Raw genomic sequence first — 15,772 nt, forward strand, 5'->3', positions numbered from 1 at the left:
CGGTCGACGTCGCCCGGTTCCGCGGCCGGCGCTGTCCGGTTCCGCGGCCGGCGCCGCAGCCCGAGAAAACGCCGTAGCGACGCCAGCGGTGGGTTTTAACTTCGTCGAACACGATCGTTCGGTAGAGAAACTTATGTCCGACGACGAGATCCAAGCGGAGGCGTGCGGACGGTGCTCGATGTCGACCGTCGTGGGCGCGGTGAACGGCGACAAGGACCCGGAGGAGCGGGCCGATCACGACCCGTTCGCGGAGGAGCGCATCGAGGTCGACGAGTCGTCGTTCCGCCGGGTCTCGCCGGGCGGATTCCTCAGCGACCTCAAGGACCGCGTCGACGAGCTCGGGCGTCGGCTCTCGTACGGGAAGTGAACTCCCCCGCACTCCCCCTCACCTGACGCTCGCGCTCGGTCGGAGAGACTTATACGCGTTCGTTCCCTACCGGGTGCCACGCGATGGAAGAGAGCATCTCCGGCTTCAAGATGCGCGGGGACTGGGGAGACGTCGTCGAACACGGCGAGCGGATCGCCTTAGCGCTCCGGGAGACGGGCGCCGACGGCGACGCGTTCTACGAGTTCGACGACTGGCGCCCGAAGTCTCACGAACGCATCGACGAGGACGTGTCGGCGAAGACCGCCGAGCAGGCGTCCGTCGGCGAGGGCGAGGGCGAACAGGCCGGTAAGACGCCGGGCGACGACCTCCAGACGGCCGGCGAGAAGCTCACCGAGTCCTACGAGAAGGTCGAGGAGAACGACACCGAGAGCGCGATGGAGAGCTGGGGCGAGTCGATCGGCCACGTCGCCCGCGCGGCCGACTCGGCGAGCCGCAAGGCGCTCCGGAAGGTCGAGGACACGGTGTACCGGAAGGTGATGACCCAGATGGCGCCGTACTACTTCGACAACGAGCTCGTCAGCGCCAACATCCAGGAGGTCGGCCGCGGCGAGGACGGGGAGACGTTCGAGTTCGAGGTGAACGTCAACGACGACGAGCTGAAGGCCGAGGTGAGCGAGATCCTCGACGAGTACGAGTCCGAGATCGACCGCTGGCACGTCGAGACCGAGAAGCGCACGGACGACGTCGCCGCCGCCGAGGGGGTCGAGCCCCCGGAGACGGAGGGCGGCCCGGACTCGACGATGACGTGACCCGCGAGCGCGGTACGGACGGTTTTAACCCGACGACTCGCGAAGGGAGCCCATGAGCGAGGTACTCCGGATCGAGGCCGGCGAGCTGTCGGCCGACGAGATCATCGACGCCCTCAACGACGGCCGGCGGATCCTCGTCGACGTCGAGCTCGCCGGCGGCCGCCACGAGGTCGTGCTCCGCTACGACGGCGAGACGTACCACTGCGACACCCCGACGAACCTCCACCGGCACGCTGAGGAGTCGGAGATGCGCGGCTGTATCGACCGGATGGGGTACGCCGACCCCGACGGCTGACCGCCCGGGGTGCGCCGACCCCGACGGCCGACCGCCCGGGGTGCGCCGACCCCGACGGCCGACCGCCCGCCGAGCGCGCCCACGCGTCACATCCGCCGGGCCCCCACCGCCGCCGATGACGACTTTTAACCCGACCGCAGTCGAACGGCGCCCATGAGCGACCCCGAGATCGAGGACCTCGTCGGCGACGTCTCCCCCTCGTTCGAGCACGTGCTCTCCTGCGTGTTCGGCGTCCGGGACCACGAGAGCCGCACGTACCTGACGCTGCTCGATCACCCGGGAAGCACCGTCGCCGAGCTCGCCGAGACGCTCGACCGGGACCGGTCGAACGTGAACCGCTCGCTGTCGACGCTGCGCGACAAGGGGCTCGTCGAGCGCCGCCGTCGGCTGCTTGACTCCGGCGGGTACGTCTACCAGTACACCGCGATCCCGGTCCCGGAGGCCAAAGAGCGGCTCCACGACGCGCTCGACGAGTGGGTCGAGGGCGTCCACGAGGCGATCGACGCGTTCGACCCCGACGACCGGGAGTAGGACTACCCGTCGTCCCCGTTGTCGAACGCCAGCGTGACGCCGTCGCCGTCGACGGTCGCGCCCGCGGCGCAGACGGGATGCTCGAAGTCGGCGTCGAGGACCTCGCTCGCGGCCTCTCCCGCGTCCGGCGCGCCGGTCGCGGCCGCCGCGAGCGGGTACGGCTCGGGACTATCGGTCTCGTAAGTGGCGACGATCGTCGGCTCGTCGACGGTCTCCACGAGCAGCGCGTCGCGGCGGACGACGCCGACCGTCGCCGTCTCGCTCCCGACGACGCCGGCGATCCGCGGCGTGTCGTAGTCGTCCTTCTCGAAGTCGAGCGCGAGCAGCGGGGTCGCCAGCGCGTCGCGCGCCGGGTAGCCGAGCTCCAGCTTCTCCGCGATCGGGTCGACGTGGGAGCCGTTGCCGACGACCGCGAGCGGCTCCTCCGTCGGCGTCCGGACCGCTCGCGCGCAGTTGTACGAGACGTACGGGTTGTCCGTCTCGGGGGCGTCCGGCGTCGGGCCCACGGTGAGGGTCTCGCCGCGGTCGAGCACGCGGCGGTTCGGGAACGAGCGCGAGGAGACGCGGTAGGCCCCGATTCCGGGGGCGACGACGACGAATCGTCCGACGTACATACGTCTTCGTGGCTATTCGGTCGGGTAAAACGCATCGATATGCGCACGTTCGTCGATCGCTTCGCGGCCGCGGTCGGGCGGTCGCGTTCCGTCACCGCCTGCGAACGAGTGACAGAGGGCCGGCGACGCGCAACGCTTACAAACACGCACAGGCTATCGGCGGTTGCGCACAGTCCATTGGGGTAGTGGCCAATCCTGAAGCCTTCTGGGGGCTTCGACCCTGGTTCGAATCCAGGATGGACTATTCCCGCGGTCCGCCGCTTCTCGCCCCGACTGCGACGCCCCGTTCCGTCTCGCCGAGAAGGACCGTTTCGAGTGGACCGACTCGCTACTCCGGTTCGACTCGATCGTTCCCTTCGTTTGGAGCCGCATCCTCTCCGAGTACCTCGGTTTCCAGTAGAAACGAAGGGGTGATCGGCCGTGCCAGATCACTTCTCGACGTCGAGCAGCGCGACGCGCTCGCGGACGACGTCGGCCAGGTCGCCGGCCGTCGCCGCGAGCTCGCGGTCGGTAACGTCGTAGAACTCCCGCACCCGGTCCGCGTCGAAGTCGGTGACGGCGTCGGCGCCGACGGTCGTCAGCCCCTCGATCGCGCGCTCGGCCGCGTCGAGGTCCGCGGCGGGCCGGTCCGCGCCGGGCACGTCGCCGAAGTCTGCGGCGAGGACGACCGCGCGCTGGTCCCCCTCGGCGACGCCGAGCGTCAGCGCCCGATCGATCTGCCGCCGGCCGGCCGCGTACAGCAGGACCTCGACGCCCGGGTCGCGCGCGACGGCCTCGCCGCGGGCGATCGCTCGCGCGGCGAGACGGGTCGCGGCGTCGAGGTGGGCGTCGGAGACGACGAGACCGGCGTCGAACGCTTGGACGACCGCGCCGGTGTCGGCGGCGATCTCGTCGAGCCGGGCGAGGAACCCGTCGAGGTCGTCGATGGCGACCGTCCCGCGGACGAGGCGGTGCGGCGGCGTCGGCGGGTCCGGTGGGCCGTCGCCGTCGGCCTCGCCCCCGCCGCCCTCGGAGCGACCGTCGTCGCTCACTCGAAGTCACCCAGGCTCGCCTGTCCGTCGCCGCTCTCGTCGCTCGCGGACCCGGCGGTCGCCGCCGCCGAGGCCGACTTGTCCGGCCGCACGTCGTCCATCGACGGGTCCTCGCGGCCGGCGTGTTCGAGGATGCGCTCGGCGGTGCGCTCGCGGCCGCGGAGCGCGCCGAGCACGACCGCCTTGTCGGCCTCGCGGAGGTCGGCGCGCGTCTCGATCCCGGCCTCGAACAGCCGCCGGGCGCGCTTCCGGCCGACGTTGCGGACGCCGGCCAGGTCGAGCAGCTCCTCGCGGACGCCGTACTCGATCCGCTTCCGCGCCTCGCGGACCGCGACGACGACGTCGCCGTCGACGCCCTCCACGTCGCGCGCGAGCGTCTCGGCCGCGCGCAGCAGCCACTCGGCGGTGTCGACCTTCCCGCGGATGTCGCCCGGACCGACGCCGTACCGCTCCGTGATCCGGTCCTCGTCGACCTCGTTCGCCCAGTCCTCCAGGAGCCGGGCCGTCTTCAGCGACGCGAGCCAGTCCTCGAAGCGCACGTCCTCGTACTCGGAGGGCACGTCGCCGAGGAACTCGGACTCGCGCTCGTAGCAGAGCTCGGTGTACGTCTCGCGGTCCCCCGACTTCAGGTAGAGCTCGTACATGTCGGGGGTGCGGCTGACGAGGTGGTAGAGGCCGAGCGGGGTGACTTCGGGGGACTCCGTCACCTCTCCGCCTTCCGTCCCGCTCACCTCGCCGTCCTCGCCGCCCTCGCCGCCCGCTCCGGCCCGCGTGTACGTCCCGAACCCGGGCTCGTCGGCGTCTCCGTCGCCGTCGGCCGTCATGACGAACTCCCCCTCGCCCTCGCCTCCCGCGCCGGCGACCTCGGCGCTCCCGGCCGCCCCGACCGACCGGAGCCCGTCGAGCATCTCCGCGGCGCTCATCGGGTCGAGGTAGAGCCGCGAGACGGTGTGGCCGATGCCGGTCGCGGTCAGGCCCTCGGTCCCCCCGTCGCGGTCGACGAAGTCGTTGACGGCGAGGTAGTCGAGGACGGTGTCGGTGACGGCCGCGAGCCGGCCCTCGTCGTCGGTCTGCGTGGCGTAGAGGGTGTTGTCGAGGAACGAGAGGAGCCCGTCGCGGGTGGAGGCGAAGCCGGAGGCGATGGTGGCGAGCACGTGGGTCCGGAGCGCGGGCTCGGCGGCGAGCTTCGACCGGACCGGCTCGGGGTCGGCCCAGAGGTACCGCTCGAACAGCTCCTCCTTCGTGTCCGCGTCGTTCGCGAGCAGCACGGCCTCGCCGTACGGGTCGAGCCCGGGTCGCCCAGCGCGCCCGCACATCTGGTGGACCTCCAGCACGTCGAGGGGTTTCATCCCGCCGAACTCCCCGTCGTAGCGGCGCCAGTCGCGCACGATCACCCGGCGGGCGGGGGTGTTGACCCCGGCGGCGAGGGTGGGCGTCGCGGAGATGCACTTGATGAGGCGGTCGCGGAACGCGTCCTCCACGAGCGACCGGTGTTCGCTCGCGAGGCCGGCGTGGTGGAACGCCGACCCCCGTTCGACCGCGTCGGCGAGGTCCTCGGAGGTGTCGGTGTCGGAGACGCCGCGGATCTCCTCGGCGAGCTCGCGGAGGCGGTCGCGCTCGTTGTCGGTGAGCCGCGACCCGGTGACCTCGGCCAGCTTCCGGGCCGACGACTCGGCGTTGCGCCGGGAGTTGACGAAGACGAGCGAGGAGCCGCCCTGCCCGTCCTCCTCCGTGTCGAGGGCGTCCGCGACGAGCCGGGCGGTCTGGTCCTCGCCGCGCTCGACGGGCACCTCGCGCTTGCTCCCGTCGGCGAAGTCGATCGCGTTGCCGAAGTGGACGCCCATCCGGAGGTCGATCGGGCGCCAGTCGGACTCGACGAGGCCGGCGTCGAGCCACTCGGCGATGACGTCGGCGTTGCCGACGGTCGCCGAGAGCGCGACCGTCTGGAGCCCGGGGTTCACCTTGCGGAGCTTCGCGAGGGTCACCTCCAGGGTGGGGCCGCGGTTCGGGTCGTCGACGAGGTGGACCTCGTCGCTCACGACGCAGGTGAGGTCGTCGATCCACGGGGCGCCGTTGCGGATCAGCGAGTCGACCTTCTCCGAGGTGGCGACGATGATGTCGCGCGTCGCCAGCCACTCGCCGTCCGACTCGTAGTTGCCGGTGGAGACGCCGACCGTGACGCCGTGGTCCTCCCAGCGCTCGAACTCGGTCTTCTTCTCGCTGGCGAGCGCGCGCAGCGGGACGATATAGAGGGCCTTCCCCCCGCGCTCGACCGCGGACAGCATGGCGAGCTCGGCGATCAGCGTCTTCCCGGAGGCCGTCGGCACCGCGGCGACGAGGCTCTCGCCGTCGACGACGCCGGCCTCGACCGCGGCCGCTTGGGGCGGATACAGCTCGGCGACGCCCTCCGCTTCGAGCGCCTCGCCGACGCCCGCGGGGAGCCCGGAGAGCGAACTCGGTTGCATTGGTGGAGGGTGGGTCCCGACCCGATTTAAACCGTCGGAACGGGGCGGAGGGCGGCCGGGCCACCCCCGTCCCCGCCGCGGTCGGCCTAGAGCTCGCCCTTCGTGCTCGGCGTGTCGCTGCGGCGCTCGTCGAGCCGCGTCGCGTCGTCGAGCGCCCGCGCGAGCGCCTTGAACAGCGCCTCGACCTCGTGGTGGGCGTTGTCTCCCGTCTCCACTGCGGCGTGGAGCGTCAGGCCGGCGTTGTGCGCTAACGACAGCGCGAAGTGGTCGGCCATGACGCTCGTGAACTCTCCGACCGACTCCTGAGAGAATTCGCCCGAGAACTCGTAGTACGGCCGGCCCGCGACGTCGACGACGACGCTCGCGACCGCCTCGTCGAGGGGGACGCGCCGGTCGGCGTACCGCCGGATGCCGCGCTTCTCGCCGAGCGCCTCGTCGAACGCCTCGCCGAGGCAGATCGCCACGTCCTCGACCGTGTGGTGGTCGTCGACGTCGAGGTCGCCGTCGCACCTGACGGTGAGGTCGAAGAGCCCGTGTTTGGCGAACGACGCCAGCATGTGGTCGTAGAAGCCGATCCCGGTGTCGACCTCGCTGTCGCCGTCGCCGTCGACCGCGAGCGTGAGCTCGATCGTCGTCTCGCTCGTCTCGCGGGTGACCGCGGCCGTCCGGTCGTGCTCGCTCATACCGGCCTGTCACGGCCGATTCGTAAGTCGGTTGCGGGTGCGGTGACCTCCGAATCGGAGCGGAGCGAGCGTCACCTGGAAGGAGGCGATCGTCTGTGAGAGCCGGTCGCGGTCGGCGCGCGCCTGTGAGCGCCCGGAGGGCGCGAAACAGCGCGTGCGAGGGAGTCGGACCGGCGCGGCCGCGCCGGTCCGACGAGGCTGGGGAGGTGTGAGGCGCGGTGCTGTGCGGGGCGGGTGGGTCTCAAAGGGGCAGCCGGGAGGATGGCACAGGCGACGCAAGCACCACAGGGAGCGAGCACAGCGAGCGACCGAGGAGCACAGCGAGCGTGTGCCATCCTCCCGGCTGGGGCTTTGGAGGTGTTCTCTGCCGATCCGTAGTCATCCCCGTATCGCCGAGCGACGGGGACTTCGACACCATTCACCCTCGACTCGTCGTCAGCAATTTATAAGCGAGCGGTCGGCGCTTCGCCGACCCCTCCCGTCGATCGCCCGCGTTTTTACCACACGCGCTCGAACAACGCGTATGACCCGAATCGTCGCCGTCTCCGGCAGCCGGAGCGCGGACAGCACCACGCGGGCCGCGCTGGATGTCGCACTCGACGCCGCGGCCGACGCCGGCGCCGAGACCGGGATGATCGACCTCGGCGCGGTCGACCTCCCGCTGTACCACCCCGACGAGGACGCGCAGGGCGACAGCGAGGCGCTGACGCGGCGCGTCCGCGAGGCCGACGGCGTGATCGCCGGCACCCCCGTCTACCGGGGGTCCTACTCCTCGACGTTCAAGAACTTCCACGACTTCTGCGGGTCGAGCGAGTACGAGAACACCGCCGTGGGCCTGCTCGCGACCGCCGGCGGCGGGTCGTACGGCGGGACGCTCGAACACCTCCGGTCGACGTTCCGGAACGTCCACGCGTGGACGGTCCCCCACGAGGTCGGGATCCGGGGCGCGTCGGGCGTCGTCGACGAGGGCGGGATCGCGGACGACGACCTCCGAGAGCGCACGGAGCGGCTCGGCCGGGTCGTCGCGGAGCACGCGGAGCGGCTGCGGCGGTAGCCCGGCGCTCCCGCCCTACCCCGCCCCGGCGTCGACCCGCCGCCCTTTTGACCGCCTCGCGCCTACGGCGCCCATGACCGAACCGGGTGACGACGACCGTGTCCGCTAACCGGAAGGGGGACCGCCGCGAGCGCGAGCTGGTGAACGCCCTCGACGAGGCGGGGTTCGCCGTGATGCGCGCGCCGGCCAGCGGCGCCGCGACGGAGCGGGAGCTCCCGGACGTCCTCGCCGGCGACGGGGAGGCGTTCTACGCGATCGAGGCGAAGTCGAGCGCCGGCGACCCGATCTACCTCACCGGCGAGGAGGTGGAGGCGCTGACCTTCTTCGCGCGGAACTTCGGCGCGAAGGCGCGGATCGCGGTGCGGTTCGACCGCGAGGACTGGTACTTCTTCCACCCGGGCGACCTCTACACCACCGACGCCGGGTCGTATCGGGTGAAGAAGGAGACGGCGCTCGCCGAGGGGACCGACTTCCCCGAGTTCGTCGGCGAGACGGAGAAGGTGACGCTCGACGAGGTCGGCGGCGACGGCGGCGACGGGGTCGACCCCGAGCTCCAAGAGCGCCGCGAGATCCTGGAGGCGGTCCGGGACGGCCACATGCCGGTCGCGGACGCGCTCGACGTGCTGTGAGCGTCGAGGGCGGCGGGCCGCCGGCTCGGCTCGCGGGGGCGTCGCGGTCCCCAGACCCTCTCGCTTATCCCTCGCGACGCCGAACGCCAACGCGAATGAGCGAGGAGTTCGTCCTGCTGGAGCCCGACGAGCAGCCCGGCGACGAGTGGGAACAGCTGGACGTCTCCGACACGGAGGCCGACCGGATCGCCCGCCGGCAGGACCGCGAGTTCGACGAGTTCCGCAAGCGGATCAAAGACACCGAGCAGTTCAAGCTGCAGGAGTCGGTGTTCGACGACGCGACGCTGGCGGCGGTGTACAAGCTCGTGCAGGACGGTTACGTCGACGCCTTCGGCGGCCCGGTGTCGACGGGGAAGGAGGCGAGCGTCTTCGAGGCGCTCGGCGGGCAGGCGGGCGAGCGGCCGGAGCCCGGCTCCGCGGCCGCGAGAGGGGGTCCGGAAGGCGTCACGCCCGAGCGCGAGGTCGCCGTGAAGGTGTACCGGATCAACTCCTCGAACTTCCGGCAGATGCGCGACTACCTGGAGGGCGACCCGCGGTTCGAGGGGATCGCGAGCGACAAGAAGGCGGTCGTGCTGGCGTGGACCCGCAAGGAGTTCGCGAACCTCGAACGCGCGCGGAAGGCGGGCGTCCGGGTCCCCGAGCCGATTGCGGTCCAGCGCAACGTCCTCGTGATGGAGCTGGTCGGCCACGCCGAGGACCGCGCCCGGCGCCTGAACGAGGTCGACGTGGAGAACCCCGAGACCGCCTACGAGGTCGTCCGGGAGTACATGCGCCGGCTCTACCGCGCCGGCCTGATCCACGGCGACCTCTCGGAGTACAACATGATCGTCCACGACGGCGAGCTGGTGATCATCGACCTCGGACAGGCCGTGACGGTCCACCACCCGAACGCCGGCGAGTTCCTCGACCGCGACTGCGAGAACGTGGCGGCCTTCTTCACCCGCGAGGGGATCGACGTCGACCCCGACGACCTCCGCGCGTACGTGACGGAGCCGGAGCCCGACCCGAGCGGGGAGCCCGATTCGAACGCGAATGACGAGTCGATCGACGCGGCCGACGAGTAGACCGCGGCGAGACCGCCCTCAGCGGGCCGAAGAACCACGTTACGCGACCGCACGCCCGGCGCGACCGGAACACGTTTAAAAGGCTTCGCCGGGTATTCCGACGCATGCAACACGTGACGGTTCCGCAGGACCGCATCGGCGTCGTCATCGGCGCCGGCGGCGAGACGATGCGAGAGATCGAAGAGCGGGCGAACGTGCGGCTGGACGTCGACTCGGAGTCGGGCAGCGTCGCCATCGAGGAGCGCGACGACCCCGTGGCCGCGATGGTCGCGCCGGACGTGATCAAGGCGATCGGGCGGGGGTTCACGCCGGAGACGGCGCTGTCGATCCTCGATCACGACCTCCGGACGCTCGACCTGATCGACCTCTCGGAGCACACCCGCAACGACAACGACCTCCAGCGCAAGAAAGGCCGGATCATCGGCGAGAACGGTCGGACGAGGGAGCTACTGGAGGAGCTGTCCGGCGCGAACGTCGTCGTCTACGGGTCGACCGTGGGCGCTGTCGGCCAGCCCGAGGAGCTGGAAGTGGTTCGCCGGGCAGTCGGGATGCTGCTCGACGGCGCCCCGCACGGCGCGGTGTACTCGTACTTAGAGCGGATGTCGAACGAGCTCGACGACGACGTGAGCTTCAACGCGCCGCAGTAGTCGAATCGCTCGTCGGTGTCGCGGTCGGCGTCGCTGTCTGTTTGTACGCGTCCGGTGACAGATCCACGAAGAACACCGCCAAAGTCCCAGTCGCGAGGCGGCCTCACAGGCACGCGCCGCCACAGTCAGTATATACGTAGTCACGTCCCGCCGCCCGATCTGTCGTTCTATATAAACACCCGTGATAACGAGACACATACCGCTCGAATATCCCCCACCGTGCCGCGGTTTCGCACGCGTCGAACGAAGGGTTTATATAGAATCACAAACAATCAAAGGTTGATTATGTCTCAGCGACAGCGGATGGGCAATCAGCCCATGATCGTACTTTCCGAGGAGTCGCAGCGCACCTCCGGAAAGGACGCCCAGAACATGAACATCACGGCCGGGAAGGCTGTCGCGGAGTCCGTCCGCACCACGCTCGGTCCGAAAGGGATGGACAAGATGCTCGTCGACTCCGGCGGGTCCGTCGTCGTCACGAACGACGGCGTCACCATCCTGAAGGAGATGGACATCGACCATCCGGCGGCCAACATGATCGTCGAGGTGGCCGAGACGCAGGAGGACGAGGTCGGCGACGGTACCACGAGCGCGGTCGTGGTCGCCGGTGAGCTCCTCGACCAGGCCGAGGAGCTCCTCGACCAGGACATCCACGCGACCACCCTCGCGCAGGGGTACCGCCAGGCCGCCGAGGAGGCCAAGGCGATCCTCGAAGACGAGGCCATCGACGTCTCCGAGGACGACTACGACACGCTCGTCGAGATCGCCCAGACGGCGATGACGGGCAAGGGCGCCGAGAACGCGAAGGACCTCCTCGCCGAGCTCGTCGTCGACGCCGTCCTCGCGGTCAAGGACGACGACGGCATCGACACGGAGAACGTCTCCGTCGAGAAGGTCGTCGGCAGCTCGATCGACCAATCCGAGCTCGTCGAGGGCGTCATCGTCGACAAGGAGCGCGTCGACGAGAACATGCCCTTCGCGGTCGAGGACGCCGACGTGGCGCTGTTCGACGGCGCCATCGAGGTCAAGGAGACCGAGATCGACGCCGAGGTCAACGTCACGGACCCCGACCAGCTCCAGCAGTTCCTCGACCAGGAGGAAGCGCAGCTCCGCGAGATGGTCGACCACCTCACCGACATCGGCGCCGACGTCGTCTTCGTCGGTGACGGCATCGACGACATGGCGCAGCACTACCTCGCGCAGGAGGGCATCCTCGCCGTCCGCCGCGCGAAGTCCGGCGACCTGAATCGCCTCGCTCGCGCGACCGGCGGCCGCGTCGTCTCCAACCTCGAAGACATCGAGTCGGACGACCTCGGCTTCGCCGGCTCCGTCGCCCAGAAGGACATCGGCGGCGACGAGCGCATCTTCGTCGAGGACGTCGAGGAGGCGAAGTCCGTCACCCTCATCCTCCGCGGCGGCACCGAGCACGTCGTCGACGAGGTCGAGCGCGCCATCGAGGACTCGCTCGGCGTCGTCCGCACGACGCTGCTCGACGGGCAGGTCCTGCCCGGCGGCGGCGCGCCCGAGGCCGAGCTCGCGCTGCAGCTCCGCGACTTCGCCGACTCCGTCGGCGGCCGCGAGCAGCTCGCCGTCGAGGCGTTCGCCGACGCGCTGGAAGTCGTCCCGCGCACCCTCGCCGAGAACGCGGGTCTCGACCCCATCGACTCGCTGGTCGACCTCCGCTCCCGGCACGACGCCGGCGAGTTCGGCGCCGGTCTCGACGCCTACACGGGCGACGTGATCGACATGGAGGCCGAGGGCGTCGTGGAGCCGCTCCGCGTCAAGACCCAGGCCATCGAGTCCGCCACCGAGGCGGCCGTCATGATCCTCCGCATCGACGACGTCATCGCGGCCGGCGACCTCAAGGGCGGCGGCACCGACGACGGCGGCGACGAGGGCGGCCCCGGCGGCGCGCCCGGCGGCATGGGCGGCGGCATGGGCGGCATGGGCGGTATGGGCGGTGCGATGTGAAGTTCGGCGAGAACTCACACAGCCCCCTGACTCCGACCTGACGCCGAACCGCACCGCCTCCCGACCGACCGTCGCGCGCCCCTTACGGGCCTCGACGACACGCGCTTTTTATCGACGACCGCTCGCGGAGCCGACGGCTCGTCGCTCGCGACGCCGTTCCACTCGATCTGCCGACACGACGATAACACCGACGTAACCACCCGACACGAGGGTTCGCGAGCCGTTAAGTGCCGGCCGCCCCTCCGATCGACCACGAGACGCGGGCGCCGCGATCGCGTGCGACGCGGCCCGTCCCGTCCGATTTGATTCATCATGCCACAGCAGAAAGCGGACTACGCGGACGACGCCGAGATCGACGACGCGCTCGACCAGCTTCCCGACGACGAGACCGTCGACTCGGCGGTCGCGGGGCTCGAAGCCAGCGGCTTCGAGGTCGTGGTCGTCGACTCGGCCGCGGAGGCGCTGGAGGCCGTCGAAGCACAGATTCCCGCGGGCGCGTCCGTGATGAACGGCCACTCGACGACCCTCGAAGAGATCGGCTTCGACGACCTCCTGAGCGAGGGCGACCACGAGTGGGAGAGCCTCGCCGACGAGATCTGGAGCATCGACGACGACGCCGAGCGACAGGCCGCGCGCCGGCAGTCACAGACCGCGGACTACTTCCTCGGCGGGATCAACGCGATCGCGGAGACGGGCGAGCTCGTCGCCGCCGACCTCTCCGGCAGCCGCGTCGGGGCGTACCCGTTCGCCGCCGGCAACGTGGTCATCGTCAGCGGCGTGAACAAGATCGTCCCCACGCTCGACGACGCCCTCGACCGGCTGGAGTCGGTCGCGTACCCGCTGGAGAACGAGCGCGCGCAGGAGGCGTACGGCGTCGAATCGTCGATCGCGAAACAGCTCATCTACCGGCAGGAGACCGAGGAGGGCCGGACGACGGTCGTCCTCGTGCGGGAGCGGCTCGGATACTGAGTTCGGTTTCGGCGACACGTCACGCGCTTTTTCCCTCGATTTCGACGACTTGGAGCGGTCGCGTCGCTCTCGGTGTTTTTCGCGGCGAGGAGTACGGGCGCGACGGGATTCGAACCACTGTCACTCCGCTTCGCTCCGTTCTCTGATTCGAATCCCTCCCTCAGCACAGCACCGCCGCTCGCGATGTTGCTCGCGGCGGTACAGCGGGCCGGGAGGGATTCGAACCCCCGACCGTCCGGTTAAAAGCCGGACGCTCTCCCTAACTGAGCTACCGGCCCAGGCACGGATCGGTAGGGCCAGACCACGGATAAACGTTTAGAAACCGCCCGCGACGAGGTTCCAGTCCGGCGGATCCGAAACGGTTTCCCGGCCCTCTACGTCCCCGCGAGCATGGACTTCGACATGCGGGCGTTCGCCGCCGACCTCTGTCGGTTCGCCTCCACCGCCGGCGAGGAGGCGGCCGCGGCCGACTTCGTCGAGGAGACGCTCGACGACCTCGGCTTCGAGACGTACGCGTGGGGCGCCGACGCCGACCTCCTCGCGGACCACCCCTCCTTCCCGGACGACCTCGACGAGACGGACGTGGCTGGGCGCCGGAGCGTCGGCGGCGTGCTCGAACTCGGCGGGGCGGACGCGGCGGGGACGGGACGCGGCGACCCAGACGGCGACGGGACTCCCGCGGTCGTGCTGAACGGGCACATCGACGTGGTCCCGGCCGAGCCCGCGGAGTGGTCGAGCGACCCCTTCGAGCCGGTGTGGGGGGAGGCCAGCGAGGGGATCGACGGCAACGCCGACGGCGACGCCCTCACCGCCCGCGGCGCGGCGGACATGAAGTCGGGGGTCGCGGCGTGCGTGGGCGCCGCGCTCGACGTGCGAGCGGCGGCCGAGGGCGGGGGACTCGACCTCGCGCCGGGCGGGCTCCGGGTCGTCGTCGAGGCGGTCGCGGGCGAGGAGGACGGCGGGTACGGCGCGGCGACCGCCGCGCTCGCGAACCCGTACCCCTTCGAGCGCGACGCGGCGATCGTGGCGGAGCCGACCGAGCTGCGCCCCGTGGTCGCCACCGAGGGGTCGCTCATGGCGCGGCTGGAGCTGACCGGGCGGAGCGCGCACGCCGCCACGCGCTGGCGCGGCGAGGACGTCCTCCCGCGGTTCGAGGCGATCCGGGGGGCGTTCGCCGAGCTGGAGACCGAGCGCGGCGAGTCGGTGACGCATCCCCTGTACGGGGAGTTCCCGGTGCCGTGGCCGGTGGTCTGCGGGACGGTCGAGGCCGGGTCGTGGGCGTCGACGGTGCCGGCGGCGCTGACCGCCGAGTTCCGGATCGGAGTCGCGCCCGGGGAGACGGTCGACGAGGTGGAGGCGGCGTTCCGCGAGCGGCTCGACGAGGTCGCCGCCGAGGACCCGTGGCTGCGCGAGCGCCCGCCGACGTTCGAGCGGTTCTCGGTGCAGTTCGAACCCGCGGAGGTCGCGGTCGACGAGCCGATCGTCGAGGCCGCGCGGGCGGGGCTCGTCGACGCCGGCCTCCCGAACCCGGAGCCGACGGGGGCGACGTACGGCGCCGACTCCAGGCACTACGTCGCGGCGGGGATCCCGACCGTCCTGTTGGGGCCGGGGACCGTCACGGAGGCGCACTACCCGGACGAGACGATCGCGTGGGACGAGGTCGAGAAGGGGCGGGCGGCGATCGCGGCCGCGGTCGGTCGGTTCGCCGCGCGCTACTCGGGCGCGTCGGCGAAGTAGCCGTCGAGCGCCTCGGCGACGAGCGCGCCGGGCTCGACGTTCCGGTTCGAGGCGCGGCGCCGGAGCTCCACGTAGGTGTCGAGGGGGAGGCGGACGCCGAGCGCCCCGAGCTCGGCGCCCACGTCGCGGACGGCGGCCTCGACGTCGGCGCCGTCGTTGACCGCGGAGGCGATGGAGCGCACTTCGCGGACCGTGAGGTCGCCGTCGATGGTCGCCCACGCGAGGAGGTAGCGGTCGGTGCCGCCGAGGCGCGCGACGTGTTTCGCCGCGCTCGGCGCGATGCGCCCCCCGGCGACCTGTCGGCGGATCGCCTGCGGGAGGTCGTGGACGCGGGCCCACTTGCGGATGAACGCCACGGAGACGTCGTCGCCCGCGCGTTCGGCGGCCGCCTTGTACGAGCCGACGCCGCGGACCAGGGCCGCGCACGCGGCCGCCCCGCGCAGCATCAGGACGTTGTCCTCGTCGCCGACGTCGCCGGCCGCGAAGCGGGCCACCGTCTCGGCCGCCTTGGCCACGCTCTCGGGGTCGTCGGGGTCGAAGCCGACCGCCTCCGCGGCCCGCTCGCCCGTCACCTCGGGGTCGGCCCGGACGACGGGCTCGCCGACGGGAGAGCGGCGGTCAGCGCGGGAGTCCTCGTTCATACGCTCATCTTCGGGTGTACGCATATAAGCGACCGGCACCGGGGCAGGATTCGCTCACGACCGGGACGAGCCCGGACGGACCGCGAGACCGCCGATGACGGCCCGAAGAGAGCGACAGCCGCCCGACGGCAACGATGTGGTTTATACGTGTGCCGTGAGGCGGCGTCACGGTTACTTATCATCGAATTGCGGTGGCGCGTGCCTCCGAGGCCGCCTCGCGGCCGAGGAGCACGCGCGAGGGAGCCGGTGAGCGCTCGCAGAGCGCGAACCGCGAGGCTGGGGAGGCGTGAGGCTGCGGTGCGGT

General features: G+C 71.1%; 16 protein-coding genes and 2 tRNA genes. 12 read left to right on the forward strand and 6 right to left on the reverse strand.

The features are described 5' to 3' along the window. Positions 1-133 precede the first annotated feature (133 nt). The 4 genes from NO900_RS17250 to NO900_RS17265 all read left to right on the forward strand — a co-directional run bounded on the left by NO900_RS17250 (position 134) and on the right by NO900_RS17265 (position 1,963). Positions 134-367: a DUF8007 family protein gene (locus tag NO900_RS17250; protein ID WP_256410169.1), complete on the forward strand. Its 234-nt coding sequence runs from the start codon at positions 134-136 to the stop codon at positions 365-367. An 83-nt stretch (positions 368-450) separates the two neighbouring features. Then, a complete protein-coding gene (locus NO900_RS17255; protein ID WP_256410170.1) occupies positions 451-1,137 on the forward strand; it encodes a DUF5828 family protein in 687 nt (228 codons plus the stop codon). A gap of 52 nt (positions 1,138-1,189) precedes the next feature. Further along, positions 1,190-1,432, forward strand: a complete 243-nt coding sequence (locus tag NO900_RS17260) for a DUF8001 family protein (protein ID WP_256410171.1) — start codon at positions 1,190-1,192, stop codon at positions 1,430-1,432. Positions 1,433-1,585: 153 nt separating this feature from the next. Next, positions 1,586-1,963, forward strand: coding sequence for a helix-turn-helix domain-containing protein (locus NO900_RS17265; RefSeq protein WP_256410172.1), 378 nt, complete (start codon positions 1,586-1,588; stop codon positions 1,961-1,963). A gap of 2 nt (positions 1,964-1,965) precedes the next feature. On the opposite strand, the gene NO900_RS17270 is transcribed toward NO900_RS17265, so the two are convergent. Beyond that, positions 1,966-2,577 (reverse strand): IMP cyclohydrolase, encoded by a 612-nt coding sequence (locus tag NO900_RS17270; protein WP_256410173.1) that lies wholly within the window; start codon positions 2,575-2,577, stop codon positions 1,966-1,968. Positions 2,578-2,748: 171 nt separating this feature from the next. On the opposite strand from NO900_RS17270, the gene NO900_RS17275 reads away from it, so the two are divergent. Continuing rightward, positions 2,749-2,821, forward strand: a tRNA-Gln gene (locus NO900_RS17275). A 184-nt stretch (positions 2,822-3,005) separates the two neighbouring features. On the opposite strand, the gene cgi121 is transcribed toward NO900_RS17275, so the two are convergent. The 3 genes from cgi121 to hisB form a co-directional block, all read right to left on the reverse strand. Further along, a complete protein-coding gene (gene cgi121, locus NO900_RS17280; protein ID WP_256410174.1) occupies positions 3,006-3,608 on the reverse strand; it encodes a KEOPS complex subunit Cgi121 in 603 nt (200 codons plus the stop codon). Further along, a complete protein-coding gene (locus NO900_RS17285) occupies positions 3,605-6,073 on the reverse strand; it encodes an ATP-dependent DNA helicase (protein WP_256410175.1) in 2,469 nt (822 codons plus the stop codon). The genes cgi121 and NO900_RS17285 overlap by 4 nt, the downstream gene beginning before the upstream one ends. 86 nt (positions 6,074-6,159) lie before the next feature. Beyond that, positions 6,160-6,756 carry an imidazoleglycerol-phosphate dehydratase HisB gene (gene hisB, locus NO900_RS17290; RefSeq protein WP_256410176.1) on the reverse strand — a complete coding sequence of 199 codons (597 nt, stop codon included), beginning with the start codon at positions 6,754-6,756 and terminating at the stop codon, positions 6,160-6,162. Between the two features lie 523 nt (positions 6,757-7,279). On the opposite strand from hisB, the gene NO900_RS17295 reads away from it, so the two are divergent. The 6 genes from NO900_RS17295 (at position 7,280) to NO900_RS17320 (ending at position 13,090) form a co-directional block, all read left to right on the forward strand. Beyond that, positions 7,280-7,810 (forward strand): NADPH-dependent FMN reductase, encoded by a 531-nt coding sequence (locus NO900_RS17295; RefSeq protein ID WP_256410177.1) that lies wholly within the window; start codon positions 7,280-7,282, stop codon positions 7,808-7,810. 86 nt (positions 7,811-7,896) lie between these two features. After that, positions 7,897-8,439 carry a Holliday junction resolvase Hjc gene (gene hjc / locus NO900_RS17300; RefSeq protein ID WP_256410178.1) on the forward strand — a complete coding sequence of 181 codons (543 nt, stop codon included), beginning with the start codon at positions 7,897-7,899 and terminating at the stop codon, positions 8,437-8,439. Between the two features lie 95 nt (positions 8,440-8,534). Then, on the forward strand, positions 8,535-9,503 hold the full coding sequence (gene rio1, locus NO900_RS17305; protein ID WP_256410179.1) for a serine/threonine-protein kinase Rio1: 969 nt from the start codon (positions 8,535-8,537) through the stop codon (positions 9,501-9,503). 104 nt (positions 9,504-9,607) lie between these two features. Continuing rightward, on the forward strand, positions 9,608-10,150 hold the full coding sequence (locus tag NO900_RS17310; protein ID WP_049983967.1) for a KH domain-containing protein: 543 nt from the start codon (positions 9,608-9,610) through the stop codon (positions 10,148-10,150). 318 nt (positions 10,151-10,468) lie between these two features. Then, positions 10,469-12,121, forward strand: a complete 1,653-nt coding sequence (gene thsA / locus NO900_RS17315; protein ID WP_256410200.1) for a thermosome subunit alpha — start codon at positions 10,469-10,471, stop codon at positions 12,119-12,121. A gap of 312 nt (positions 12,122-12,433) precedes the next feature. Further along, positions 12,434-13,090: a lactate utilization protein gene (locus NO900_RS17320; RefSeq protein ID WP_256410180.1), complete on the forward strand. Its 657-nt coding sequence runs from the start codon at positions 12,434-12,436 to the stop codon at positions 13,088-13,090. 204 nt (positions 13,091-13,294) lie between these two features. Here the strand turns inward: NO900_RS17320 and NO900_RS17325 are convergent. Next, positions 13,295-13,368: transfer RNA gene (locus tag NO900_RS17325), tRNA-Lys, on the reverse strand. A gap of 112 nt (positions 13,369-13,480) precedes the next feature. On the opposite strand from NO900_RS17325, the gene NO900_RS17330 reads away from it, so the two are divergent. Next, positions 13,481-14,827: a M20/M25/M40 family metallo-hydrolase gene (locus NO900_RS17330; RefSeq protein ID WP_256410181.1), complete on the forward strand. Its 1,347-nt coding sequence runs from the start codon at positions 13,481-13,483 to the stop codon at positions 14,825-14,827. On the opposite strand, the gene NO900_RS17335 is transcribed toward NO900_RS17330, so the two are convergent. After that, the gene (locus tag NO900_RS17335) at positions 14,803-15,468 is read right to left on the reverse strand and encodes a DUF7119 family protein (RefSeq protein WP_256410182.1); all 666 of its coding nucleotides are present in this window, start codon (positions 15,466-15,468) and stop codon (positions 14,803-14,805) included. The two genes, NO900_RS17330 and NO900_RS17335, sit on opposite strands and share 25 nt — an antisense overlap. Positions 15,469-15,772 lie beyond the last annotated feature (304 nt).

The sequence above is a fragment of the Halorubrum rutilum genome, assembly GCF_024494565.1.